At 63.0% G+C, this 24,018-nt stretch carries 23 protein-coding genes; 7 read left to right on the forward strand and 16 right to left on the reverse strand.

The features are described from left to right. Positions 1-10 precede the first annotated feature (10 nt). From ABIB00_RS06300 to ABIB00_RS06315, 4 genes are all read left to right on the forward strand, one after another. Positions 11-226, forward strand: a complete 216-nt coding sequence (locus ABIB00_RS06300; protein ID WP_354103747.1) for a hypothetical protein — start codon at positions 11-13, stop codon at positions 224-226. A 25-nt stretch (positions 227-251) separates the two neighbouring features. Further along, positions 252-494, forward strand: coding sequence for a PilZ domain-containing protein (locus ABIB00_RS06305; protein WP_354103748.1), 243 nt, complete (start codon positions 252-254; stop codon positions 492-494). 136 nt (positions 495-630) lie between these two features. Continuing rightward, on the forward strand, positions 631-897 hold the full coding sequence (locus ABIB00_RS06310) for a hypothetical protein (protein ID WP_354103749.1): 267 nt from the start codon (positions 631-633) through the stop codon (positions 895-897). Between the two features lie 260 nt (positions 898-1,157). Further along, positions 1,158-1,340: a hypothetical protein gene (locus ABIB00_RS06315; RefSeq protein ID WP_354103750.1), complete on the forward strand. Its 183-nt coding sequence runs from the start codon at positions 1,158-1,160 to the stop codon at positions 1,338-1,340. A 77-nt stretch (positions 1,341-1,417) separates the two neighbouring features. Here the strand turns inward: ABIB00_RS06315 and ABIB00_RS06320 are convergent, their stop codons facing one another. The 8 genes from ABIB00_RS06320 to ABIB00_RS06355 all read right to left on the reverse strand — a co-directional run bounded on the left by ABIB00_RS06320 (position 1,418) and on the right by ABIB00_RS06355 (position 10,852). Further along, complete coding sequence (locus ABIB00_RS06320) at positions 1,418-2,041, reverse strand: SLATT domain-containing protein (protein WP_354103751.1); 624 nt, start codon at positions 2,039-2,041, stop codon at positions 1,418-1,420. After that, complete coding sequence (locus ABIB00_RS06325) at positions 2,038-3,843, reverse strand: DUF6538 domain-containing protein (protein WP_354103752.1); 1,806 nt, start codon at positions 3,841-3,843, stop codon at positions 2,038-2,040. Before ABIB00_RS06325 ends, ABIB00_RS06320 begins: the two co-directional genes overlap by 4 nt. Positions 3,844-4,160: 317 nt before the next feature. After that, positions 4,161-5,132 carry a Bug family tripartite tricarboxylate transporter substrate binding protein gene (locus tag ABIB00_RS06330; RefSeq protein WP_354103753.1) on the reverse strand — a complete coding sequence of 324 codons (972 nt, stop codon included), beginning with the start codon at positions 5,130-5,132 and terminating at the stop codon, positions 4,161-4,163. Positions 5,133-5,191: 59 nt separating this feature from the next. Continuing rightward, entirely contained in the window at positions 5,192-6,313 is a 1,122-nt protein-coding gene (locus tag ABIB00_RS06335; RefSeq protein ID WP_354103754.1) for an iron-containing alcohol dehydrogenase, read from the reverse strand. Between the two features lie 16 nt (positions 6,314-6,329). Beyond that, positions 6,330-7,364, reverse strand: coding sequence for a 4-hydroxythreonine-4-phosphate dehydrogenase PdxA (gene pdxA, locus ABIB00_RS06340; RefSeq protein WP_247345738.1), 1,035 nt, complete (start codon positions 7,362-7,364; stop codon positions 6,330-6,332). Next, a complete protein-coding gene (locus ABIB00_RS06345; RefSeq protein ID WP_247446780.1) occupies positions 7,361-8,467 on the reverse strand; it encodes a four-carbon acid sugar kinase family protein in 1,107 nt (368 codons plus the stop codon). The genes pdxA and ABIB00_RS06345 overlap by 4 nt, the downstream gene beginning before the upstream one ends. Continuing rightward, the gene (locus ABIB00_RS06350) at positions 8,464-9,909 is read right to left on the reverse strand and encodes an FAD-binding oxidoreductase (RefSeq protein ID WP_354103755.1); all 1,446 of its coding nucleotides are present in this window, start codon (positions 9,907-9,909) and stop codon (positions 8,464-8,466) included. Before ABIB00_RS06350 ends, ABIB00_RS06345 begins: the two co-directional genes overlap by 4 nt. Before the next feature lie 22 nt (positions 9,910-9,931). Continuing rightward, complete coding sequence (locus ABIB00_RS06355; protein ID WP_354103756.1) at positions 9,932-10,852, reverse strand: dihydrodipicolinate synthase family protein; 921 nt, start codon at positions 10,850-10,852, stop codon at positions 9,932-9,934. Between the two features lie 121 nt (positions 10,853-10,973). Between ABIB00_RS06355 and ABIB00_RS06360 the strand changes: the two genes are divergently transcribed. After that, positions 10,974-11,807 (forward strand): IclR family transcriptional regulator, encoded by an 834-nt coding sequence (locus tag ABIB00_RS06360; RefSeq protein WP_247446777.1) that lies wholly within the window; start codon positions 10,974-10,976, stop codon positions 11,805-11,807. A gap of 6 nt (positions 11,808-11,813) precedes the next feature. On the opposite strand, the gene rnz is transcribed toward ABIB00_RS06360, so the two are convergent. From rnz to ABIB00_RS06380, 4 genes are all read right to left on the reverse strand, one after another. Next, on the reverse strand, positions 11,814-12,725 hold the full coding sequence (gene rnz / locus ABIB00_RS06365; protein WP_354103757.1) for a ribonuclease Z: 912 nt from the start codon (positions 12,723-12,725) through the stop codon (positions 11,814-11,816). 433 nt (positions 12,726-13,158) lie between these two features. Continuing rightward, positions 13,159-14,364, reverse strand: coding sequence for a calcium-binding protein (locus ABIB00_RS06370; protein ID WP_247446775.1), 1,206 nt, complete (start codon positions 14,362-14,364; stop codon positions 13,159-13,161). Positions 14,365-14,601: 237 nt separating this feature from the next. After that, the gene (locus ABIB00_RS06375) at positions 14,602-15,804 is read right to left on the reverse strand and encodes a calcium-binding protein (RefSeq protein WP_354103758.1); all 1,203 of its coding nucleotides are present in this window, start codon (positions 15,802-15,804) and stop codon (positions 14,602-14,604) included. 269 nt (positions 15,805-16,073) lie between these two features. Beyond that, the gene (locus ABIB00_RS06380; RefSeq protein WP_247345715.1) at positions 16,074-16,679 is read right to left on the reverse strand and encodes a TetR/AcrR family transcriptional regulator; all 606 of its coding nucleotides are present in this window, start codon (positions 16,677-16,679) and stop codon (positions 16,074-16,076) included. A gap of 200 nt (positions 16,680-16,879) precedes the next feature. On the opposite strand from ABIB00_RS06380, the gene ABIB00_RS06385 reads away from it, so the two are divergent. Both ABIB00_RS06385 and ABIB00_RS06390 read left to right on the forward strand, forming a co-directional pair. Beyond that, positions 16,880-18,136 carry an efflux RND transporter periplasmic adaptor subunit gene (locus ABIB00_RS06385; protein WP_354103759.1) on the forward strand — a complete coding sequence of 419 codons (1,257 nt, stop codon included), beginning with the start codon at positions 16,880-16,882 and terminating at the stop codon, positions 18,134-18,136. Positions 18,137-18,287: 151 nt separating this feature from the next. Next, complete coding sequence (locus tag ABIB00_RS06390) at positions 18,288-21,476, forward strand: efflux RND transporter permease subunit (RefSeq protein ID WP_354103760.1); 3,189 nt, start codon at positions 18,288-18,290, stop codon at positions 21,474-21,476. On the opposite strand, the gene ABIB00_RS06395 is transcribed toward ABIB00_RS06390, so the two are convergent. The 4 genes from ABIB00_RS06395 to ABIB00_RS06410 all read right to left on the reverse strand — a co-directional run bounded on the left by ABIB00_RS06395 (position 21,473) and on the right by ABIB00_RS06410 (position 23,991). After that, the gene (locus ABIB00_RS06395; RefSeq protein WP_354046696.1) at positions 21,473-22,201 is read right to left on the reverse strand and encodes a sulfite exporter TauE/SafE family protein; all 729 of its coding nucleotides are present in this window, start codon (positions 22,199-22,201) and stop codon (positions 21,473-21,475) included. The two genes, ABIB00_RS06390 and ABIB00_RS06395, sit on opposite strands and share 4 nt — an antisense overlap. A 14-nt stretch (positions 22,202-22,215) precedes the next feature. Continuing rightward, positions 22,216-22,392, reverse strand: a complete 177-nt coding sequence (locus ABIB00_RS06400; protein ID WP_354046694.1) for a hypothetical protein — start codon at positions 22,390-22,392, stop codon at positions 22,216-22,218. Beyond that, a complete protein-coding gene (locus tag ABIB00_RS06405) occupies positions 22,385-22,642 on the reverse strand; it encodes a hypothetical protein (protein ID WP_354046693.1) in 258 nt (85 codons plus the stop codon). Before ABIB00_RS06405 ends, ABIB00_RS06400 begins: the two co-directional genes overlap by 8 nt. 230 nt (positions 22,643-22,872) lie before the next feature. After that, positions 22,873-23,991, reverse strand: coding sequence for a helix-turn-helix transcriptional regulator (locus ABIB00_RS06410; RefSeq protein ID WP_354103761.1), 1,119 nt, complete (start codon positions 23,989-23,991; stop codon positions 22,873-22,875). Positions 23,992-24,018 lie beyond the last annotated feature (27 nt).

Raw genomic sequence — 24,018 nt, forward strand, 5'->3', positions numbered from 1 at the left:
GGAGGCCCACGTGATGAGGCTGGTCGCAACGCGTGAGTATTCGTTTCTCGACGTCCAAACTTTGAATGAGCGCCAAGCGCGTGACACGCTTTTTCGATACGGCGAGAATTCTTTTTTGCTGCACATGACTCCCGGCGAAGGGGAGGACGATCATCTTCTCTGGTTGGACTGCCGCGCAGCACTGCTCTGGATCAATCAGAGCGTTGAAGAATACGGATCATTGTAGGGACTGATATAGCGGGCTCAAGCCAATGGTTCAGACTCGGCGTGCACCACGCTTTCGCGTGTCCAAGCCAGCGCAGATCGAGCGCGGAGGCGACAAAACTCCCTGCACAGTTCGTGACATTTCTACGTCGGGCGCAGCACTTCAACTCTTCAACTCGATTGACAGAATACCCTCCGCCTTCACGTTGATTATCCCAGAAGATAATTTGAAATTGCGCTGTCGGGTCGTCTGGCGGACACCCTTTAGGGTGGGCGTGATGTTCGATTGAAGATTGAGCCGGGCTTTGATGGCATGAAAGTCAGTTCTGACTTACAACCATCAGTAGAATAACTGAGTTGACGCGACTTCCCGAATATGAGTCTTATGCCGCCACACCGCTAATGGTGGGGCTCAAGGGAATTCCAATGCTGATTGCTGACGATCGTTACTTCGCGCTCCTGCGCACGCTGACCGACGCACACGCCGGCTCCGACGACTACGTCGCGATGGGCCGGGGCTGGGTGGAGAACCGCATTCAGGTCGCCTTGTGCGCGGCCGACGTCTATCCGGCGAGTAGCGCCGATTGTGATCCCGACCATCCGTCGATCGTGCTGCACGGCGAAGAGCCGTCGTCCGAACTGGTCGCGGAGGTCGAGCTGATGCTCGCCAGCCTGGGCAGATGCAAGGGGTAAGAGAGGGCTGGGGAAAAGCGGGATACCCGTTGAAGCGGGGAGATTTCAGGGGCGGCGACTCACAAATCTCTACTAGAGTTCCGTTGTTGGCCGAGCTGATTCGGCTGGCCATGAAAGAAAACCGGGCTCACCCCTACCAAAAGGTGCCCGGCTTTCATGAAGTCAATCTCCCTGCGGCCTGTTGGCCGTCTTAACTTATGCATTCAGTAATACTGAAGGCCTGAGTCCGGTCAAGAGGTCCTACCCAAGGACTGAAAATATTGAGGAAGACAAAGTTTACGTTCGACGAAGCTGTGGATGTTTGGCTTCGCTACTGGAGTGGTCAGGTTCAGAGCGACATCGCCGCCGACTACCGCATCAATGCGGGGCGTGTGAATGAAGTCCTGAAGGAAAAGATCCACCTCGGAAGCAAGCAAATCGCAGCTTCTAAGCGTTCAGCGTAAGCGATACCCCAGGACGGGCGGCTTCGGCCGCCCGTTTCTGCGAAGCAGGCGCGCAGCGATCAGCATCCTCCAACGCTTCAAGTCGGATGAGTCGGAAGCCGTGCGGGATATGCGTAGCCAAAAAGCAGGGCAACCAGGAAAAGCGTTATAAGAAGCAGGACCGCGGAATAGATGTGTTTAACCGCGAATGTCGAGAGCCATATTCGCGCTAGGCCCCAACGCGTGAACCAAGGATACCTTTCCGGATTCTCGGTCTGATAACGCTGGAAATCTACGTCCTCGTGATTGATGCTGTATTTTTGAAGCGTAGCGTTGTATCGGGCTGCAAGCTCCAGCAGCTCAGGTTCCTGGATAGCGTCCAGCTTAATGCTGAGTTCGCGTGTTATCTCACTCATTTCGAGGCCGGCACGATGATGTTGCTCGGCACTAACGACATCACCGCTAGAATATTGGAGTAACGAGGACACCAAAATCACGATCGAGAATACGATCGTTATGAAATTTAGGTTGTCTGCCACTTGCAGCGGGACTTTGATGAAGTAAGGAAAAGCAGTTAGGATAATCAGATAGGCTGATGTAATTGCGGTGACCCTCGTTAAGGCCCGGTCTTTTGCCGCTAGGCGCTTGGCAGCATTGAAGCGCGAGCCCGACGTAGACTTCAGGCCGTGTAGAAGCTTTTCCGCAGCTTCTTTCGTTGTCATTGTGATTTTGCTCCAGAATGCAATTCAAACGATAAAGCCTCGACCATCGCCACGCGATCACGCAGCGGACCTTCGGGTAAAATGCCATAGCGGCCGGTCGTGCTCGCCTTCGTGTGCCCTAGCAGAATGCCGTGCTGCTCGTCCAGATACCCGGCCGCGCGGAAGGCGTCCGTGACGTTGTGACGGAAGCTGTGGAAGTTGACCCGCCTATCCACCTTCACGCCGACGGCCTTGAAGTAGCCATTGAAGAATTTGGAGGCCTCGCCGAAATAGCCGCGCTTGTCGCGCTCTACTTCAGGAAACAATCGCTGACAGCCGCTTGCGGCCACGCCGGCATGGTAATCGAGACAGCCCAGCTCGATCAGCCTGGAATGCACCGGCACCACGCGCATAGACCCTTCCGTCTTGGTGCTCTTGGCTGCGCCTTCCTCATCTTCGTCACCCACCTCGGTGATGTGGAATATCCACGTCCCGTGAAGCTGGCGCACGTCTGCCGTCAGCAGCTGGCAAAGCTCGCCAAGGCGAGCGCCCGAATAGATCGCGATCAGCGGAATCCAGTAACGCCAATCCCGGACAGCAGCATTCCCCAGTTTGCTCTCAGCACCGTCGCCTAAGCATGTGCCGAACAGCGGCGAGCTGAAGATCGTCTGTAGCTGTTGCTCGGTGAAGGGGAAGCGGTTCTTCTTTCGCTTGTCGATCGACAGATACATACCGCTCATCACGTCATCGTCGATATACTCGTTCTGCAACAGCCACCGCGCGAAGCTGCCGAGCGCTGCCAGATATTTGTTGATCGACTTCTGGCTGATCGGCGGTTTTTTGACGGTCTCATTCGCCTCAATCACCTTCCGAAACGACATGCCTTCGAAGGCCTTACTGTCCGCCGCCTTCACGGGCCAGCGCGCCAGCTCTTGCTTCCAGTTGCGAACAGCTTTGCGCGTGATCACCGAGACGTGCGACGCCTCGCCGACGAACTCCGCAAATAGCTTCACGATCTTGCGGTTCTGATCCCAGGTGTCCGGCCGCGCGTCTCCAATCCGCTCGGCTTTGAACTTGTCGTAAAGCTCCATGAGCGTTTCGCCGGGGGCCGCAATCCGTTTGCCGTGAGTAAGGTCGGCCGGCACCACGACCGGATCAGCGGGCACACCGGCCCAGTTGCCGGCATCACGTTCGGCCGCGCGCTCAAGAACCTCAACCTGGGCACGCTGTAACCGCTGGCACAGATCCCTATAGGCCGGCGAGCCCTTTGCGATCAGGAGCTGCTCGCTCTGGATCACGTCATCGGCCTTCCATTCGATCAGGGCCGTCTCTCCGGTCGCGAGGTGCTTCTTAAGCTCGGCAAGCTGGATGGAGCGTCGCTCGCGGTCCAGCTTCGCGGCGTCCTTCATGGCGATCAATTCAATGGTCGCGTTCAATTGCATCATCGGATCGGCGGACCAGGCCACGCGTCCGGTCTCGATGCCGGCAGCCAGCTTGTTCGTGGCCTCCTGCACTGTTGTGCGCGTCGGGAGGGCCGCGCGCGCCCGGCTATCGTGCTGAAGCTCGCCCTCATAGTGCGACCAGACCGCTGCCTGGAGATCAGCGCGGGACGGCTCGCGGCGCTGCTCAAGCTCGGCGAATTGGGCGCGGAAGGATGCGATGACTGGCGCCGCTCTGTCGCGTGCTTGCCGTCGATCACTGGTGCCGAGAGACTTCCAAATCTCTTTCCGCTTGAGCATCGGCTGTAGCTTCAACGGCACGCCGACGCGGACATAGTAGGACGTGCGACCAGGGCGCTTTTGGATATTTGTGGCGATAGACATTCGAGTCCTCGTAACCGCGACTCGTAACCACTACTCGTAACCACCGATCATGAAAAGCTGTTTTATTTCATATGTTTATTGAAATCATTGAATTTTTGCTGGGGGTCCTCAGGGTCCTAGTTCCCCAGCCACTCCAGGTAAGCCGCTCACAAACAGATCGTCAGAGGTGGCGCTCTTCGTCGAGCGCCTTCATCCTATGCATCTCGACAGGATGCGACGAGCGAGCTTCGCGCATACACGAAGCTTTGGCGCGACAGGCGCCAAGCCGCGATCCGGCCCAAGCCACTTCGAACGTTGGCAGACGGTCGACCTGGCTCCTAATCCAGCTTGATGTTTGCGGCTTCGATCACCTTCTTCCAGCGCGCGGTTTCCGCGGCGATGTAGGCCGCGAACGGTTCGGAATCCACCGCGACCGCGACTGCGCCGAGCTCAGCCATCTTCTGCACTGTCTCCGGCTGCTGCATGAAGGCGCGGATCTCCGCGGAGAGCTTTTCGACGATCGGCTTCGGCGTCGCCGCGGGGACGAAGAAGCCGTGCCAGGCCACGGCCTCGAAGCCGGGCAGGAATTCGGCAACGGCGGGCATTTCCGGATCGAAGGCGGCGCGCTTGGGCGTTGCGGTCGCAAGCATCGCGAGCTGGCCGGTCTTCACCTGCGGCAGCAGCAGCGGCACGTTGTCGAAGGCGAGATCGATCTGGCCACTCAGCAGATCCGTCAGCATCTGGCTCGAGCCCTTGTAGGGCACGTGCACCATCTTGGTGCCGGTCATCTGCTGAAACAGCTCGCCGGCGAGATGCTGCGAAGTGCCGACGCCGGCCGAGCCGAACGAGACCTTGTCCGGGTTCGCCTTCAGAAAAGCGATCAGCTCCGGCACGGTGCGCGCCTTGATCTTGTCGGGGTTGACGACGAGAACGTTGGGCACGACGCTGATCTGGGCGACCGGCGCCAGATCCTTGTCCGGCTGGTAGCTGAGCTTCGGCCCGTAGAGCGTGGGGTTGATTGCGAGCGCGGACGTGCTGGCAAGCCCGAGCGTGATGCCGTCAGGCGCCGACTTCGCCAGCCGCGTCACGCCGAGGATCGAACCGGCGCCGCCGACATTCTCGACCACGAACGGCTTGCCGAACTTCATCTGAAGATGGTTGGACACCATGCGGGCAAAGATATCCGCGGTGCCGCCGGCAGCGAAGGGAACGATCACCGTCACCTGCTTGGACGGATAGCCGTCCTGGGACTTCGCCGGCGACGTCGCCAGCAGCACGGTTGAGGCAAGAACAAGCCACATCGATCTCATCGAAATTTCCTCTGCATTTCCTATTGTTGATTGGCTGCCGCGCGCGTGCGCGGAGATAACTAGAACGCAACCTCGTACATGCTCAGGATCGCATCCCGTCCGAGGTCGCGCGGATTGTTGTCGAGCAGGCGGCGAATGGCGTGCGCCTCGTCGGCCATCACGCCGAGATCGTCCCGGGGCACGCCGAGCGCAGACAACCGCATCTCGATGCCGAGATTCCTGCAGAACCCATAAGTCGCCTCGAAGGCAAGCTTCGCATCACTCTGCGCCGGCAGTCCGAGTGCCGCGAGCACCGCCGCCGTCTTCGCCTCGGCCGCCGGCATGTTGAACGCCAGCGTGTGCGGGAAGATCACCGCGCAGGCGAGCCCGTGCGCCACATGATGGCGCGTCCCGAGCGGATAGGCCACCGCATGGCCGGCGGTCGTGTTCACCGGCCCGAGGCAATAGCCGCCGTACAGCGAGGCCAGCGCCAGACCCGCGCGCGCCTCGCGATCCCCGCCGTCAGCGACCGCGCGTTGGCCGACCAGCCGGGCGCCTTCGAGCGCGTAGAGATCGATCGCCGGATGCGCCTTGCGGCTGGTATAGGCCTCGACGCAATGCGCCAGCGCATCGACACCGGTGGCCGCAGTGATCTCCTCCGGCACGGTCATCGTCAGGTCCGGATCGACGATGGCGATATCGGCGAGCATAAAGCGACTCTGCACTGCCTGCTTGTTTCGGCTGACGGGATCGGTGACGAGTGCGCGGGTGCCGGCCTCGCTGCCGGTGCCCGACGTGGTCGGAATCTGCATCAGCGCCACGCTGCGGCCGGCCACCTTCTCCGGACCGACGATATCGGCAAAAGCCACCTCGGAGGTACAGAGCACAGCCACCAGCTTGGCGAGATCCATCGCACTGCCGCCGCCGAAGCCGATCACGAGATCGGGCTTGACCTCGCGCGCCATCGCCACGGCCTTGTCGAGATTGGGCAGGTCCGGCTCGGGCTTGACCTCGCCGAACACCTTCACTGCACCCGGCAGCGCCAGCCTGTCGACGCGGCGCGCGTTGAACGGGTCGGAGATCACGAGCGGTCGTTTGGCGCCGATGCGCTCGGCGAAGCGCGCCGCTGCGGTGATTGTGCCGCAACCGAATTCGAGGACGGCGGGGCGAAGAATTTCGATGGGCGTGAAGGCGTTGGTCATCGTGGGCTCGATCTCGTCACTTGGATGCGGAGGCGCCAGCGGCCAGCCGTTCGGCATAGTCGATGGCCTCGATCAAGCTGTGCTCGTTGGCGATGCCCTTGCCGGCGATGTCGAAGGCGGTGCCGTGATCGACTGAGGTGCGGATGATTGGCAGGCCCAGCGTGATGTTGACGCCGGAGAGCTCCTGCCAGCGGCCAGTCGCGGGATCGATCTGGAAGCCGAGCAGTTTGACCGGGATATGCCCCTGGTCGTGATACATCGCCACCGCGGCATCGTACTGACCGGCGCGCAGCTTGACGAAGATGGTGTCGCCGGGCACGGGACCGACGACGTCGAGGCCGTCAGCGACCGCTTTCGCAATCGTCGGCGCGGACACGTCGATGTCCTGGCGGCCGAACAGGCCGCCCTCGCCGGCGTGCGGATTGAGCGCGGCGATGGCGATCTTCGGCTTGGCGATGCCGAGCCGCAGCAGCGCATCGTTGGTGAGGTCGATGACCATGCGCAGGCGCTCCGGCGTCAGACGCTTCGGCACGTCCTCCAGCGCCACATGGGTCGAGACATGGCTGACGCGCATGTTGCCGTGGGCGAGCAGCATCACCGAGCCGCGCACACCGGTGAGATGCGCCAGCATCTCGGTATGTCCAGGGAAATGATAGCCGGCCTTGTTGAGGGCTTCCTTGTTGAGCGGAGCCGTGACGATGGCCGCGGTCCGTCCCGCCTGCGTCAGGCGCACGCTTTGCTCGATCGCCTTGTAGGCGAAGCGTCCGCCGTCCGCGCTCAATACGCCGGGCTTGATCGGGTCGCCCTCGACGTCGGCCTGGAGGAAGCAGAGGTTCGGCCAGTCACGATCCTCAGCGCTCACTTCCGGGATCGCAATGCCGGCACTGAGCGTAGCTTTCGCGCCATCGAGCGCCGCGCCACTGCCGATGATCAACAGACGCAGATCGCCCGTCGCGATCCGGTCCTTCAGCCCGACGCAGGCCTTGACGATGATCTCCGGCCCGATCCCGGCCGGATCGCCCATGGTGATGGCAAGATGGCGAGAGGTCATGTCGGACTCTCCTTGTTGAGCAAATGATTGATGTGGAGCAGATCGCGCCAGAGCTCACTGGTGCCAAATGCGCCTGATTTCGAGATGACATCGACGCCGGCCCAGCGGCCGCCCTGCAAGATCGAGCGCGGCAATCCCGGCACGATACGTCCTGTCACCTGCAGCGCATGCGCGCCAAGGGCAACGCATGCGGCCTTCAAAGTCTCCCCGCCGGCAACGATCAGCGTGCCCGGCGGTTCAAGCGCTGCGATCAGCGCCGTCATCTCGCGAGCGATCCGCCGTGCCGCCTCGGCGCGGGTCAGACCGTCGGCGAGGGAGAACTTGACCAGCGCCACGCCGTCATCGGCCAGCTTGCGTTGGACGTGCGTCGTGCCCCCACCTTCAGCAAGCGCGACGGCGGCATCACCGCAGGCAGAAAGCTGGGAGGCGGTGGCAGCCTGATCGGAGCCGAACAGCCCCAGCACCGGCAGCTTCAACCGGCCCGGCGCATCGGCGCGATGGCTGCGGGCGAGCGCGCCGGCCAGCCCGCCGCTTCCACACCAGAGCACGGGCCCGGGCATGCGCCGTCCCATTTCGACGACATGATCGAGCTCGATATCGCTCTCGGCATCAAAAACCTGAACACCGCCTTGCGAGAGCGTATCGGCCCGGCCCTGCCGCACTTCGATGCCCTCGAGTTGCAATTGGGTCAGGAGATTCTCTCCGACCCGATGCCAGTCGCCTTGCACCGTGCGCGCAAATTGCTGGCCACCCGCGGTGCGGCGCCCCTGATAGTGGAAGGCAGGCGCGACCACGCACGACGCCCAATGGCCGCTACGCAGGCAGGCGCCGAGCTCGGCAGCCCATGCGCCGCGCAGCAGGCTATCCACCTTCTTGTAGGCGATGGTCGCCTCGCGGAGCAGCGGCGCCAGCCGTCCGACGATCTCGATGCTCTCGGCCTTCGACCGCTCGCGGCTGCCGCTGTCGATTGCGAGGCTTCCGGAATCCTGTGGAGCGGACGCTTCCGGCCAGGTGACGTTGAACGGTCCGCACAGGCCGACGAACTCCGCGGCGGTATCGAGCGCGCCGGTGAGATCGTCGGCAAGCAGGCGGACGCTTGTCATCGTCGCGTGCCTCCGACATTGAAGATCTTGCCGGGGTTCATCAGGCCCTTGGGATCGAGCAGTTGCTTGATGCCGCGCATCAACTCGATATCGAGGGGATCGGCAACGCGGGCAAGCCGGCCACGATTGGTGATCCCGATGCCGTGTTCTGCACTGATCGCCCCGCCCTGCACTGCGGTCTCGTCGTCGACGATCTCGTTGATCTCAGCCACCAGCGCGGCTGTTGCGTCCGGATCCTGGCAACGCGCGCGGTCGATCAGGGCGATCACGTGGATATTGCCGTCGCCGATATGGCCGTGCATCACGACGCGCGCATGCGGCACCGCGGCGTTGATCCGGGCCTCGACATTGGTGACGAAGGCAGCCTGACGCTCCAGCGGCACCACACTGTCGTGCGACACGACATAGCCGCTGCGCTTGTTGCCTTCGGAGACGCTGTGCCTGACCGCCCAGATCGCCTTCGCCTGCGCGAGGTTGGACGCCAGGATGACGTCTTCGGCGAGCCCTGCCTCCATCGCGGCTGCGAGCACCGTGGCGAGCGGCTCATCGAGATCGACGCCCGCGAGCGTGTCGGTCAGCTCGACGATCAGGTACCACGGCGTCGTCAGCTCGAACGGGATCGTGACATGCGGCACGGTCTCCGCGATCACCTCGATCTGCGAGCGCGACATGATCTCGAGGCTGCCGAGCCGGTCGCCGACCGCACCGCGCAAGCGTTGCATGATCTCAAGCGCCTGCTCGACGCCCTGCAATTTGAGCAGCGCCAGTGCCGAGCTGCGCGGCGGCGAAAACAGTTTCAGCACGGCTGCGGTGACGATGCCGAGCGTCCCCTCTGCGCCGATGAAGAGCTGCTTGAGCGCGTAACCGGCGTTGTCCTTGCGGAGCGCACGCAGGCCGTTGAAAATTCTCCCGTCGGGCAGCACGACCTCCAGCCCGAGCACGAGATCGCGCGTCGGCCCGTAGCGGAGCACAGCCGTGCCGCCGGCATTGGTCGAGATGTTGCCGCCGATCTGGCAGGAGCCTTCGGCACCGAGGCTCAAAGGGAAGTAGCGATCCACGCCACGGGCCGCATTCTGCACCTCGGCGAGGATGCAGCCGGCCTCCACGGTGATGGTGTTGGCGAGCGGACTGACATCGCGCACGGCCCGCATGCGGTCGAGCCGGATCACGACGTTGGCCGTACGCTCGTCCGGCGTCGCGGCGCCGCACATGCCGGTGTTGCCGCCTTGCGGTACGATCGCGAGCTGCCTTGCCGCGCAGAACTTGACGACGGCAGAAACCTCGGCGTTCGAGCCGGGCTTCACGACGGCGGCGGCGCGACCGTGATAGCGTCCGCGCCAGTCCACCACATAGGGCTCCTGGTCGGGTCCGGACGCGATGACGTGCTTGTCGCCGAAGATAGCGGCGAGCCCGGTCAACGCATCACGGTAAGGGTCGGACATCGGATCGCCTCGGCGCGTCGCGCTAGACGACGGCGGCGAATGCCGCCGCATCCGCGAGCAGCTCTTTCACCTGCCCCGGCGGCAAGGATTCCAGCGGCGGCCGCAGGCGCTGCCATGCGGCATGGCCGGTGCGTTCGGCCGTCAGCGCCTTCAACGAGGCCATCTGCGGGAAGCGCGAGACCAGTTCGCGCGCCTTGACGATGCGTGCCTGCGCCGCCTTCAGTGCCGCGTCGTCGTCGCTGTCGCCAAAGTGCTTGTAGACATAGGCAAGGTCGCGCGCGATGAGATTGGAGGTCGCGGTGATGCAGCCCGCGCCACCCTTGCGCAGCAGCGGCAACAGCAACGGATCAGCTCCGACCAGGACCGAAAAGCCGGGGAAGCGTTCGACCATCGTGGTCATGTTGGCGAAGTCGCCGGAGGAATCCTTGATGCCGGTGAAGGTGGACGGATAAGCCGCGCGCAGCCGCTCGATCAAGGCATGCGAGATCGGCTGCGCCGACATCTGCGGGATATGGTAGAGCACGATTTTGAGCCTGGCATCGCCGATGCGCTGCACGACTTCGCTGTAGGAGGCGAAGATGCCGTCATCGGTGACGCCCTTGTAATAGAACGGCGGTAGCATCACCACGGTATCGACGCCGACCGAGAGCGCGTGGCGCGTCAGCGCGATGGTCTCGCTGAGCGCGGCAACACCGGTGCCGGGCAGAAGTCGCTGCGGCGCGATGCCGGCGGCGACTACCGCCTCCAGCAGTGCGGTCCGCTCGGCAGCCGAGAAGGAGTTCGCCTCGCCTGTCGTGCCGAGCAACGCGATGCCGTCGCAGCCTTCGTCGAGCAGGTAGCGGCAATGCGCGACGAAGCGCGCATGATCGGGGGCGAGCTCGGCGTCGAGCGGCGTCAGCGCGGCGGAGAACACGCCATGGGGGTGCAGTGATGATGTCGACAAACTTCCTCCGGGCGTCAAATCTCTGTTGTTCGGAATGCGAACTTTTGTTACTGGCTTGACCTGTCGTAAAATCAGCTTGCCGCCACGTCAAGGGCGACATGTCATGGCAAGGCATTAGAGCATGGCCAAGGTCGAAAAGAAGGCCGCAAAGCGCGCATCGCAAGCTAGCGCAAAGAATCCAAAGAATCACGTCGCCTCCGTCGGCAAGGCCTTCGCGGTGCTCAAGAGCTTCACCAGCGAGGCCTTCGAGCTGACCCTGAGTGAGATTGCCGCACGCGCCGATCTCGATCGCGGAACGGCGTTCCGGCTGATCCAGACCCTGGTCGAGGTCGGCTATGTCCAGGCGGTTCCGCAAAGCCGCCGGTTCCGGCTCGGGGTTGCCTGCCTCGACCTTGGCTACACCGTGCTGTCGCACGGTTCGTTGCGCCCGATCGTCGAGCCGCTGCTGCGCGATCTCGTACCTGATGTCGGCGATGCAGCCTCGCTCGGGATCCTCGACGGCGGCGACGTGATCTATCTCGCGCGCATCGGCGCGGGCCTCGACCGGCACAAGATGGATCGCCGTCCGGGCACGCGCATTCCCGCCTACAGTGCCGCGCTCGGTCATGCGATGCTCGCGCATCTGGCACGGGACGAGCAGATCGCGCGACTGGAATTGCGGCCCCGCGTCAAGCTGTCGGAGCGCACGCTGACCGATCTCGATGCCCTGCTCGCCCGGCTCGATCAGGTGAAGAAGAAAGGCCATGCCGTCTCCGACGGCGAGAACGCCTATGGCCTGCGCACGCTGGCGACGCCGATCTTCGACGCCCAGGGTCTCGTGATCGGGGGATTGAGCGTCACCGTCGATGCGATGCGCATGGACATGCCGACCTTCCGCGACCAGGCGCTGCCGAGGCTGATACAGGCGACGAAAGAGGTGCAGGACCTCGCGATCAAGTCGGGATTGACGAGATGAGTGACGTCAAGCCGGTGAGATGACGATGTGGTCGAAGTCGGCGGCGATCCGCGTGTTTGGAAAGATCCTAGTCGCCTCGGCCAATAGCTCTTCGTCCCGATAGCGCCCCGACATGTGGTTCAGCACGAGTTGTTCGACGTTGTTCGCGGCCGCGAACGCTGCCGCCTCGCGCGCGGTGAGATGGCCATAGTCCCGCGCGGTCGAGGCGTCGCGATCGAGGAACGTCGCTTCGATCACCAGCACATCGGCGTCAGCGACGTATCGTGACAGCCCATCCGTAGTTTCGGTGTCGCCGATCACGACGAGTTTCTTGCCGCCGCTCGGCGGCCCCAGGACGTCATCGGGATCGATGGTTCGGTCAGCGATCGCGACAGGCCGTCCTGCGGCCAACTCTCCGCGCAACGGCCCATCCGGCACACCAAGGGCTGCGAGGCGATCGGGCTGAAGGTGACGACGGGTGGGACTCTTGAAGGAGAAGCCAAAGCTGTCGGTGTCGCGGTGGCGGACCGGAAAGCAATCGACGGTGAAGTCACCGGCATCGATGACCTGTCCTTCGGTCAGCGGCGCGAATTCCACCGGGATCGGCGCCCTGCCCGCGCCCCACAGGCCCGAGAGCATGCGGACGACGATGTCGAGCGTACCCTGCCCTGCATGGACGGTCATCACGTCGGAGTTCTGGCGTAACCCCAGCGTCGAGAACAGACCGGGGATGCCGAGCACGTGATCGAGATGGGCGTGCGTCAGCAGGATGCGGTCAAGCCGCCGAAAGCCGGCGCCGCTGCGTAGCAACTGCCGCTGCGTGCCCTCGCCGCAATCGACCAGAATACGCTTGCCCGCTGCCTCGACCAGGAGGGCTGGATGGTTGCGCTCCGCCGATGGAACGCTGGCCGAGGTCCCAAGGAATGTCAGGGCGAACATGCTCGTCAGTGTCCAGGCTTCACCGCCCCCAATGCCACGCGAGCAGCAGCTCGTACAGGCCCATCGATCTCGCATGAAGCGCCGGTCCCCGCAGGACGCTCGGTAAAAAAACGCGAAAACAACCCCATGCACAGTACAAATCAGCACAAATCATTGAAGAATTTCGCACCCCATTGCGCGACCCCCGCGAGCGAAGGCGGTTTGACTCGTCGGGCAAAACAGCGCGTGCCGCCGATGCCAACGGAAGACGCCGTGCGTCGGCCATTGAACGATTGGCCGCATGGGGGCCGACGCCGGCAGCAGGCTGAGCGGCCCGCCGCCGGTGTCAGCGGACGAGTGGCGCGTGCTGAGGGGATCTGCAGGACGAGGAAGTGTAACCCGCATCTCGCCCCGCTGTAGGCGGGGCAAGATGGTTGCTCCCGGAGCAACTCGCTCAGATGAGGAAGTCGGTCGGGTGCAGGCTGGCGGCGTGAACACCGTCCAGCGTGATGGTGTCGCTCGCCGACAGATGAATCACGGCATCGCCGGCGGTATTATCGCTGATCAGGCTCGACAGCGCCGTCCAGTCCGCAAACCCATAATCACCCACATTGATCAGGTCGTGCTCGGTCGCGGTGCTGCCGACCGCCTTGTTGCCTTGATCGAAGTCAGTGATGAGGTCATTACCGGATCCGGTGTTGAAGACGAAGGTGTCGCTGTTTCCTCCGCCCGAAAGCTCGTCATTGCCGGTGCCGCCGTTGAGGATATCCCTGCCGCCGGTGATCGAGCCCGGCGTCGCGGGGTTATAGACCTTCGCATCGCCATACAGGAAATCGTTGGTCGCTCCGCCGGTGAGGATATCGTTGCCGCCATCAGCATTGCCGGACATGGTCGGAGCATCGCCGTAGAGCGCTGGGTTCGTAAGCTGGAGGGTGTCAGGGCCACCGGTCTTGAGGGTGAGAATGTCATCTCCCCCTTGGGCATTGTCGGTCAGTGAGGTCGCCGAATCTCCGTACGCAAATCCGCCGGTCCAGACAATGTTGGCGCCGAAGGTGAAGGTGATGTTGTCGTTACCGCCAATGGCATCGCCGCTGATGGAGCCGATAGCATCGCCGCTGGCTATCGCTGAGCCCTCCATGGTGTTCAGACTGATGTCGAGCGTGTCATTGCCGCCCTGCGCCGTACCGCTCATGGAACCGCCGGCATCGCCGGCGTACACATTGTCGTAGTCTCGCCAACCCACCGCGCCGATGATGGTGTCACTGCCGCCGTGCGAACTGCCCGACATGTCGCCAGCGACATCACCGAAAGCATGCACGTTGGTGTACATCGAGCCGTTCTCGACATCGATGGTGTCGTTGCCGCCCCTGGCGTCGTCGGTCATCGCCTGGGCGTCGCCGACCACGAGGGCGGCGTTCCAGCCATAGTTGAAATTGACCGTGAGCGTGTCGTTGCCGCCGTGGGACTGGCCATGTAGAGTCGTGTTGTCGTCGCCGAAGATCGTGACCTCTGCTTCGGGCTGGGTGATCGTTGCGGTCACGCTGTCGTTGCCGCCCCAGGTGTCGGTAGCGGTCGGAAAGTTGGGATCTCCGTTAACGGTTTCGATTTGACCAAACTGGTCGAGCAGGACGTCGATGGTGTCGTTCGGCAGATGTTGCATGGCGTAACTCCCAGTTCATTGTCGGAAGCGGGTTGACGCCGGCAAGCTTCTTGCGCGACGCGCTGTGACCACGCTTCACCGTGACGAATCTACTTTCGGTAGACGGCGGAAATTTGCAGGAATCCGGGATAGAGTTTGATTGCGATGAAGATTGGTGGAACTCGTCGGCGTGCCGTCGCAATCCCGATGTCGCCCGGCGCTTTGCGGAGCAACACCGCCGCTTTTGATTCAACTTCGTCAGATGATGAAGTCGGTCGGATGCAGGCTCGCGGCATGGACGCCGTCGAGCGTGACCGAATCGTTGGCGGAGAGATGGATCACGGCATCGCCGGCGGCGTTGTCGCGGATCAGGCTCGCCAGTGCGGTCCAGTCTGCAAAGCCGTAGTTCTGTACGTCGATCAAGTCATGTTCCACCGCCGTGCTGCCGATGGCCTTGTTGCCCTGATCGAAGTCGACGATCGTGTCGTTGCCGGAGCCGGTGTTGAAGGTGAAGAAGTCGCTGTTTCCCCCTCCCCACATCCGGTCGTCGCCGGCTCCGCCGTTCAGCGTATCGATGCCGCCGGTGATCGAGCCTGGTGTCGCCGGTTCATAGATTCGCGCGTCGCCATACATGAAATCGCGGCCCGCGCCGCCATTGAGGATGTCGTTGCCGCCATGGGAATTGCCCACCATGGTGGACGCATCGCCATACATCTGCGAAACGGCATTCGTGTACCGTCCGTCGAGCTTGGCGGTGAGCACATCGTCGCCGCCCTGGGCGAAATCCATCAGGGATTCCGCCGAATCCCCGAACAAGGTTCCGCCTGAGATGGCGCTGTCGCCGTTCAAGGTTATGGTCAAGTTGTCGTTGCCGCCATGCGCGAGACCCCTCAGGGAACCGATGGCGTCACCGCTTACAGTCGCCCCTCCGTCCGTCGTGAGCACGCTGACATCGAGTATGTCGTTGCCGCCGCGCGAGGTGTCTATCATGGAACCGCCGGTGTCGCCGGCAAACAGGTTGGCGCCGCCGCGCCACGCGACCGAGCCGGTAATGTCGTCATTGCCGCCTTGCGCGTTGCCCGACATGTCGCCAGCGGCATCGCCGAAGGCCGAGATCGTCGTATAGACGGTGCGGCCGGCATCCGCGACGATGGTGTCATTGCCGCCCTTGGTGTCGTCGATCATCGCCTGGGTATCTCCCACCACAAGGTCGGTATTCCAGCCGCCACCGATGTCCGCGATGAGCGTGTCGTTTCCGCCTTGCGAGTGACCAAGCAACATCGTGTGGTCATCGCCGAAAATCGTGAGTTTTGCATTGAGCGCGGCGACCGTCGCCGTCACGGTGTCGTTGCCGCCCCAGACGTCCTTGGCTGCGGGAAAGCCGGGGTCTCCGTACACGGTCTTGATTTGACCAAACTGGTCGAGCAGGACGTCGAAGGTATCGTTCGGCAGATGCTGCATGGCGTAACTCCCATTTCATTGTCGGAAGCGGGCCCTGACGCCTGCAGAACTTCTTGCAAGACGCGTTGTTGACCACGCTTCACCGGGAGCAATCTACCTTTGGTAGATGGCAGAGATTTGCAGGAATTCGGGAGAGAGTTTGATCGCATGCGTGGAACCGCGGCAATCTCGTCGAATTTCTCGAACGCGAATTCGGCGGCTTCGTCCCGCCACCACCGCTGCCTGCTACGCAATCCGCGAGATGAGTGAGGCCGCGACGCGGGCAGACATCACTTTCCGTCGGCCGACTGCGCTTCGACCGCCTGCACGGCGACACTCGCTACCTGCTGCAACGCCTCGCGGTCGGAGCCTGAAGACGCCATCACGCCCATGCCGACGGACACCGCCGAGACATAGCGCGCGAGCGCGGCAGGATCTGAGGTCGGCTTGAGGTCGCCTTCGGCCTTGGCGCGAACAAAACGGTCGCGGAGCTGGTCCTCGTTCTGGGCGCGACGGGTGGCGAGCTCGAAGGGGACGCTTTCTGATCCAGTGCCGCAGGCGATGCCGCCTTGCACAAGCAGGCAGCCCGGCGGATTGGCGGGATCGGTCTGCCTGTCGGCGATGCCCGTCAGCATCCGCTCGGCGACCTCGCGGGCGGTCGGCGCTGCCACCACCTCGTCCATCCAGACGCCGCGCAGTTTGGTGTAGCGGTCGAGCGCGGCTTTCAGCAGGCCCTCTTTGTTGCCGAAACAAGCGTAAAGGCTCGGAGGATTGATGCCCATGGCCTCGGTGAGCTGGGCAATCGTGGCGCCCTCATAGCCATGGCGCCAAAACACTTCCATCGCCTGGTCCAACGCCGTCTCGGCGTCGAATTCGCGGGGGCGTCCCATGCCCATGTGCCTGTTCTCCTCGGAATTCGCGGTCTGCCGGAGACTAACGCCAAATCCTATCTAGTTGTTCTAGCTTTATTTTCCTGCCGTCTTCCAATTCTTGCGGTAGGCCGCTACAATTTTCTTAGTGAATGGTACATAAGTATCTTGCACTGCGGCATCCAGCTCCACATCTGTAGCGAACACTACATATCTGGAGCGCGCAAATGCATCCCTCCCAAAATTCTGCCCAAAATACCGTCCGCACCGGCCGTTTTCGCCGCCTCCTTGGCGGTGTCGCCATCGTGGGCACCCTCGCCGTAGCCGGATCGATCGCGACCGGCCACTACTTCCGTTCAGCCCAGGCGACGGCAACCGCCGCCGCGGCCGAGCAAGCCGTCTCCGTCACCGTCGCGATGATCGAGCCGCGGCAGACCGTGCTGTGGGACGACTTTTCCGGCCGTCTCGAGGCCATCAACCGCGTCGAGCTTCGCCCGCGCGTGGCAGGCGCGATCATGTCGACCAACTTCACCGAAGGCACGCTGGTGAAGGCCGGTGACATCCTGTTCAAGATCGACCCGGCGCCTTACGCGGCGGAGGTCGACAAGGCCAACGCGCAGCTCGAGGCGGCGAAAGCCCGCGTCGTGTTCACCCAGAGTGAGCTCGAGCGCGGCGCGCAGCTCGTCGGCAACGCCGTGGTCACGCGGCGCGACTACGACCAGCGTGAGAACGCCAACCGCGAAGCCATCGCCAACGTGAAGGCGGCTGAAGCAACGCTTCAGACCGCAAAGCTCAATCTCGACTACACCGAGGTGCGCGCCCCCATGGATGGCCGCGTCGGCAAAATCGAGATCACCGTCGGCAATCTCGTCGCCGCCGGCACCGCCTCCCCGGTCCTGACCTCGCTGGTCTCGGTCAATCCGATCTACGCGTCGTTCGATGCGGATGAAGAGGTCGTGCTGCGTGCGCTGAACTCGATCGCGGATGCTTCCGGCCAGCGCGGCAAGCTCGACCAGATCCCGGTTGCGATGGCGACCTCGGGTGACTTGTCGGCGAAGGGCCACATCCAGCTCATCGACAACCAGGTCAACGGCCAGAGCGGCACCATCCGTGTCCGCGCGGTGTTTCAGAACGAGGACGGGCGTCTGATCCCCGGTCAGTTCGCCCGCGTGCGCATGGGCCAGCCGAAACAGCAGATGCTGGTGATGATCGACGAGCGCGCGATCGGCACCGACCAGGACAAGAAGTTCGTGATGGCGGTCGGCGACGACAGCCGTGCAGTCTACCGGCCGATCACGCTCGGCGGCTCCGTCGACGGCTTGCGTATCGTCACGGCGGGGCTGAAGACCGGCGACCGCATCATCGTCAACGGCCTGCAGCGCGTGCGGCCGGGTGCCCTGCTCAAGACGGAGATCGCGGCGATGGGTGCGCGCGGGCCGCAGCAGGCATCCAACCACAGCAACCAGGACGTCGTGCAGCGTTAGCGTTCTCCGTCATTCCGGAGCGCGCGGGCAGCGCGAACCGGAATGACGAAATCGTTGAACTATCAGGACATCACTTCTCAATTCCGGGTTCGCGGGCTTTGCCCGCGCCTAGGGATGACGGGACAGTCGTCTCTCGCGCAGGGGCAAGGCCATGAATCTCTCAAAGTTCTTCATCGATCGTCCGATTTTCGCCGGCGTGCTGTCGGTCCTGATCTTCCTCGCCGGCCTGATCTCGCTGTTCGCGATGCCGATCTCGGAATACCCCGACGTCGTGCCGCCCTCGGTGCTGGTGCGTGCGACCTATCCCGGCGCCAATCCGAAGGTGATCGCGGAGACGGTAGCGACGCCAATCGAGGAGCAGATCAACGGCGTCGAGAACATGCTCTATATGTCGAGCCAGGCGACCACCGACGGCGCGATGACGCTGACGGTGACGTTTCGGCTCGGCACCGATCCTGACAAGGCGACGCAGCTGGTGCAGAACCGCGTGCAGCAGGCCGAGCCGCGCCTGCCCGCCGTGGTGCGCCAGCTCGGCATCACCACCAAGAAGTCATCGCCCGACCTCACCATGGTCGTGCATCTGCTGTCTCCGAACAACCGCTACGACATGACGTATTTGCGCAACTACGCCGTGCTCAACGTCAAGGACCGGCTGGCGCGGATCGACGGCGTCGGCGACGTCCAGCTCTACGGCGCCGGCGATTATTCGATGCGGATCTGGGTCGATCCGCAGAAGGCCGCCGAGCACGGCCTGACCGCAAGCGATATCGTCAGATCGATCCAGGCGCAGAACGTCGAGGCCGCCGCCGGCGTGGTCGGCTCTTCCCCCAACGTCAAGGGCATCGACCTGCAACTCTCCGTCAACGCCGAAGGGCGGCTTGCGAACGAGGAGCAGTTCGGCGACATCGTGGTCAAGACCGGCACCCATGGCGAGGTGGTGCGGCTGCGCGACGTGGCGCGCATCGAGCTCGGCGCCTCCCAATACGGCCTTCGTTCGCTGCTCGACAACAAGCAGGCGGTGGCGATCCCGATCTTCCAGGCGCCCGGCTCCAATGCGCTCGAGATTTCCGACCACGTTCGCGCCACCATGGCCGAGATCAAGAAGAACATGCCGGAAGGCGTGTCCTACCAGATCGTCTACGACCCCACCCAGTTCGTGCGCTCCTCGATCGAGGCTGTGATCCACACGCTGCTGGAGGCGATCGCACTGGTGGTGCTGGTGGTGATCCTGTTCCTCCAGACCTGGCGCGCCTCGATCATTCCGCTGCTGGCGGTGCCCGTGTCGATCGTCGGCACCTTCGCGGTGATGCACGTGTTCGGGTTCTCCATCAACGCGCTCAGCCTGTTCGGCCTGGTGCTCGCGATCGGCATCGTCGTCGACGACGCCATCGTCGTCGTCGAAAACGTCGAGCGCAACATCGAGGGCGGATTGTCGCCGCGCGATGCGACCTATCAGGCGATGCGCGAGGTGTCCGGCCCGATCATCGCGATCGCGATGGTGCTGATCGCCGTGTTCGTGCCGCTCGCCTTCATCTCCGGCCTCACCGGGCAGTTCTACAAGCAGTTCGCGCTGACGATCGCGATCTCGACCGTGATCTCCGCGATCAACTCGCTGACACTGTCGCCGGCGCTGTCGGCCTTGCTGCTTAGGGGTCACGACGAACCGAAGGACCGGCTGACGATCATCATGGAAAAGGGCCTCGGCTGGTTCTTCCGCGGCTTCAACAAAGCGTTCACACGCTCGTCGGAGAATTACAGCGGCACCGTCACCAAAGTGATCTCAGGCAAGGCCGCCGTGATGGGCCTCTATGTGGTCCTGGTCGGCGTGACTGCCTTGCTGTTCCAGCAGGTCCCGAGCGGCTTCGTGCCGGGTCAGGACAAGCAATATCTGGTCGGCTTCTCGCGTCTGCCTGATGGTGCAACGCTCGACCGCACCGAAGACGTGATCCGCAAGATGAGCGACATCGCCCTGACCCAGCCCGGTGTCGAGAGCTCGGTGGCATTCCCCGGCCTGTCGATCTCGGGCTTCACCAACTCCTCCAACGCCGGCATCGTGTTCTCGACGCTGAAGCCGTTCGAGGAGCGCAAAGGCGCATCGCTGAGCGGAAATGCAATCGCCGCCGACCTCAACAAGAAGTACGCCGGGATCCAGGAAGCCTTCATCGCCATGTTCCCGCCGCCGCCGGTCAACGGGCTCGGCACCATTGGCGGCTTCAAGCTGCAGATCGAGGATCGCGCCGGTCTCGGCTACGAGGCTCTGAACGACGCGACCAACGCGTTCGTAGCCGCAATGCAGAAGGCGCCGGAGATCGCCGGTGTGTTTTCGAGCTTCCAGGTCAACGTGCCCCAGCTCTTTGCCGACATCGACCGCACCAAGGCGCTCCAGCTCGGCGTGCCCGTGACGGAAGTGTTCAACACGCTCCAGATCTACCTCGGTTCCTACTACGTCAACGACTTCAACAAGTTTGGCCGCACCTATTCAGTCTATGTCCAGGCCGATGCGCCGTTCCGCGCGCGAGCCGACGACATCAGGCAGTTGAAGGTGCGCTCGTCCTCCGGCGACATGGTGCCGCTGTCGGCGCTCATGACGATCCGCCAGAGCGCAGGCCCTGAACGCGCGATCCGCTACAACGGCTTCCTGTCCTCCGACATCAACGCGGCGGCTGCGCCCGGATTCTCTTCCGGCCAGGCGCAGGAAGTCGCGACGCGGATTGCGGCGGAGACATTGCCGCCCGGCTTTGCCTTCGAATGGACCGACCTGACCTATCAGGAGTTCATCGCCGGCAATTCCGGCCTCTGGGTGTTCCCGCTGGCCATCCTGCTGGTGTTCCTGGTGCTGGCCGCGCTCTATGAGAGCCTGACCTTGCCGCTCTCGATCATCATGATCGTGCCGATGGGCCTGCTGGCCGCGATGTTCGGCGTCTGGATCTCCAAGGGCGACAACAACGTCTTCACCCAGATCGGCTTGATCGTGCTGGTCGGACTCTCCGCCAAGAACGCGATCCTGATCGTCGAATTCGCGCGCGAGCTCGAATTCGCAGGCCGTACGCCGATCCGGGCTGCAATCGAGGCGAGTCGCTTACGACTGCGCCCGATCCTGATGACGTCGATGGCGTTCATCATGGGCGTCCTGCCGCTGGTGCTCTCGACCGGCGCGGGCTCGGAGATGCGGCGTGCCATGGGCGTCGCCGTGTTCTCCGGGATGATCGGCGTTACCGTGTTCGGCCTGTTCCTGACACCGGTGTTCTATGTGCTGCTGCGGACCGTTACCGGCATGAAGCCGCTGACGCATCACGGCAGCGACACCAGCGCGTCGCCGGTGCAAACCGTCGGGCACTAGACCAGGGAAATCCCCGAGAGCAACAACAGCACGAGCACGGTCTTGCGAAAGACCGTCTCGTTGACCCTGTGGAAGGCGATCACGCCGAGCGCGGAACCTGCGAACAGCGCCGGCAGGCTGACCGCGAGGTCGACGAAAACTTTTGACGAGAGGTCCTGGTGTCCGACCAGCAGGACGATCGCGAACAGCTGCATCACGGCGATGAACGGCTGTACCAACCCGCGCTGCTCGCTCTTGGGCATGCCGCGCATGTCGCACCAGATCGTCGGGATCGCGCCGGGCATCGCGGTCAGCCCGCCGACCAGCCCTCCTCCAAACCCGATCAAAGCGACCCAATGCCGCCCGACCGCCGCGCCGGCCGTCACCAGCGTCGGCCGGAGCAGCATGTAAGCGGCATAGAGCGCGACGATGAGGCCGAAGCCGCGCCGGAGCAGATGCGTGTCCGCGGACTGCAACAGCGAGACCGCGATGGGAACGCCGATCAATCCGCCGACGATCAGCATCAGACTGCCCTCCCAGCGGATGTTGCGCCGAAGTGCCCACAGATTGGTGGCCTGCACGCCGATACTGCACGCCATCATCAGCGGCACGGCTTCGAGCGGCTGAAAAACCCTGAGCAGAATGGCACCCGCCACCGCCGAGAAAGCAAAACCCGAGAGCCCGGAGACGAAGGCACCGGCGAACACGGCAACGCTCAGCAGCATCAGAGTCGTGACATCAGGCACAATGCACCCTCCGGTCAGTCGTAGCGAATTTGCGAGACAGGGACACCGGCGCTCACGGTGCAAACGGCCGGCTCAAGTGGAATCGACGGATGCGCGTAAGCGCAAGATCGCTCCAGCACCGCGAGGCCAACCAGTTGGAGAGCGACGAGCGCCGCGGTCAGCGCGATCGCGACGACGCTGACGTTACGCACGCTCGAATTCGGGGTGACCGGTCTTGCGCTCGCGCGGATCAACTCCGTTGGCATTTTCAAAGGTATCCTCTTCGCGGGAGACGGGAATAATTTCATTCAAACACGGCGCTTCGTGCGGCTGCTCCAGCAGGTGGCGATAGCGCCGCAACGCGCGCCGCGCGTCGATTTCGCGCTGCGCGCGGAATGCCTCGCCTATGCGGGCGACGATATCGCGAAACCTGCTTGTCAAAATTGGTGACGCCGTTCGCATGACACTCTCCTCTCAACCTGCACGCGAGGTTGACGGAATTTCACTTCCGCTAGCAGTGAGTTGCTTCACACAAATATCTGATACGTCGAACAACAGATCGTGTGACCTCTAGTAGAAGACAACGCGGAAAATCGCGTCATTCGATCGAACGACGCGCGATAACTTTCTAATGATGCTTCTGATTGAACCTATTGCGAGCTGCGGCGACTCGCCTGCGCCTTGAGCGCGTCTCAGTGCACGAGCGGATTGGAGAATCCAGCTGCGAGCTTGACGAGATCGGCCTGACGGGAAACGCCGGTCTTGGCGAACACGCGATGCAGATGTGTCTTCACCGTCGTCTCCGCGATGCCGAGCGCAACCGCCGTCTCCGGGACACCGCCGACATCGACGATCGACTGCAGGACCCTGAGTTCTGCAGGAGTAAGTTCGAAGGTGCGGTCGATGAGGCCGGCACATGAGTGGCCGTCGAGTTCCGCTTTCCAGATGAACAAGGCGCCCACGGCGGAACTGCGCTCCGCCGCACCTTCGCGCAGCAGCGACGGCAGCGCCATGACGTGCGCGACATAGTAGGAACCGTCATGCGACATCAGCGGAATTTTCCGCCCCGCAGAGGCCGCCAAGGCGACCTCGCCCGTGTCACGGAAGATATCGCGCAGGGCCGAATTTACAGCGGGGGATCTCGCCACCAGCCGGCCAGCGACAGACCGCAGGACATCATCGACACCAAGGATCGTCTCCGCGGCCGGATTGCTATGGACGATATGACACGCCGAATCGAGCAGGATCACGCCGGCATTCAACTGGTCCACGACGTCGGCGAGCGCGATCGCGCGCTGCTGCTTCCGCTCAATCGCCCGGTTGATAAGCAGCGCCCGGCTCGCATGCGGAACCAGGAATTGGATCCGCGCCCGCTGCTCGGCGTCGAGCATCTCCCTGCCCGGGATCACGGTCATCAGCATCGGACACGGCGACTTCGACTGCTCCAGCACCACGTTCGCGACATCGATGCAGCCCTGGGGGCGCAGCCACTCCTGATAGAAGCGGCCACGGCGGTATTCGTCGAAATCCACGAGATCGGGGATGTTGCGCACCTCGCCATAGCGCGGAAGCCGCGCAAGCGGGTCGTATTGAGCGTAGGTCTCCGCATAGAGCCGAATGTAGCGCGGATCGACCCCACAGTAATAATGCGTCGCGCCTGATTTGCTGACCGGGTCCTTTGAAATCAGACCGCAGGCCTGGCTGCCGATGAAGGCATTGAGCTTGACAACGACGTCGCTCCACAACTCCGGGTTGAGTCCGGCGTCATAGATGGTCTCGATCAACTCGGACGGTTTTGGAGGTCGGGGCATCGGAACAGCCAATGGTGACACATGGAG

The sequence above is a fragment of the Bradyrhizobium sp. LB14.3 genome, assembly GCF_040547985.1.
In the GTDB taxonomy this organism is placed as follows: Bacteria; Pseudomonadota; Alphaproteobacteria; order Rhizobiales; family Xanthobacteraceae; genus Bradyrhizobium.

What these genes read in the sequence shown, in the direction of transcription:
- ABIB00_RS06375 (WP_354103758.1), bottom strand. Translation starts at nt 15,804, where the DNA reads ATGCAGCATCTGCCGAACGATACCTTCGACGTCCTGCTCGACCAGTTT.
- ABIB00_RS06370 (WP_247446775.1), bottom strand. Translation starts at nt 14,364, where the DNA reads ATGCAACATCTGCCGAACGACACCATCGACGTCCTGCTCGACCAGTTT.
- ABIB00_RS06360 (WP_247446777.1), top strand. Translation starts at nt 10,974, where the DNA reads ATGGCCAAGGTCGAAAAGAAGGCCGCAAAGCGCGCATCGCAAGCTAGC.
- ABIB00_RS06330 (WP_354103753.1), bottom strand. Translation starts at nt 5,132, where the DNA reads ATGAGATCGATGTGGCTTGTTCTTGCCTCAACCGTGCTGCTGGCGACG.
- ABIB00_RS06325 (WP_354103752.1), bottom strand. Translation starts at nt 3,843, where the DNA reads ATGTCTATCGCCACAAATATCCAAAAGCGCCCTGGTCGCACGTCCTAC.
- ABIB00_RS06350 (WP_354103755.1), bottom strand. Translation starts at nt 9,909, where the DNA reads ATGTCCGACCCTTACCGTGATGCGTTGACCGGGCTCGCCGCTATCTTC.
- ABIB00_RS06410 (WP_354103761.1), bottom strand. Translation starts at nt 23,991, where the DNA reads ATGCCCCGACCTCCAAAACCGTCCGAGTTGATCGAGACCATCTATGAC.
- rnz (WP_354103757.1), bottom strand. Translation starts at nt 12,725, where the DNA reads ATGTTCGCCCTGACATTCCTTGGGACCTCGGCCAGCGTTCCATCGGCG.
- ABIB00_RS06310 (WP_354103749.1), top strand. Translation starts at nt 631, where the DNA reads ATGCTGATTGCTGACGATCGTTACTTCGCGCTCCTGCGCACGCTGACC.
- ABIB00_RS06345 (WP_247446780.1), bottom strand. Translation starts at nt 8,467, where the DNA reads ATGACAAGCGTCCGCCTGCTTGCCGACGATCTCACCGGCGCGCTCGAT.
- ABIB00_RS06380 (WP_247345715.1), bottom strand. Translation starts at nt 16,679, where the DNA reads ATGGGCATGGGACGCCCCCGCGAATTCGACGCCGAGACGGCGTTGGAC.
- ABIB00_RS06390 (WP_354103760.1), top strand. Translation starts at nt 18,288, where the DNA reads ATGAATCTCTCAAAGTTCTTCATCGATCGTCCGATTTTCGCCGGCGTG.
- ABIB00_RS06335 (WP_354103754.1), bottom strand. Translation starts at nt 6,313, where the DNA reads ATGACCAACGCCTTCACGCCCATCGAAATTCTTCGCCCCGCCGTCCTC.
- ABIB00_RS06385 (WP_354103759.1), top strand. Translation starts at nt 16,880, where the DNA reads ATGCATCCCTCCCAAAATTCTGCCCAAAATACCGTCCGCACCGGCCGT.
- ABIB00_RS06305 (WP_354103748.1), top strand. Translation starts at nt 252, where the DNA reads ATGGTTCAGACTCGGCGTGCACCACGCTTTCGCGTGTCCAAGCCAGCG.
- ABIB00_RS06320 (WP_354103751.1), bottom strand. Translation starts at nt 2,041, where the DNA reads ATGACAACGAAAGAAGCTGCGGAAAAGCTTCTACACGGCCTGAAGTCT.
- ABIB00_RS06405 (WP_354046693.1), bottom strand. Translation starts at nt 22,642, where the DNA reads ATGCGAACGGCGTCACCAATTTTGACAAGCAGGTTTCGCGATATCGTC.
- pdxA (WP_247345738.1), bottom strand. Translation starts at nt 7,364, where the DNA reads ATGACCTCTCGCCATCTTGCCATCACCATGGGCGATCCGGCCGGGATC.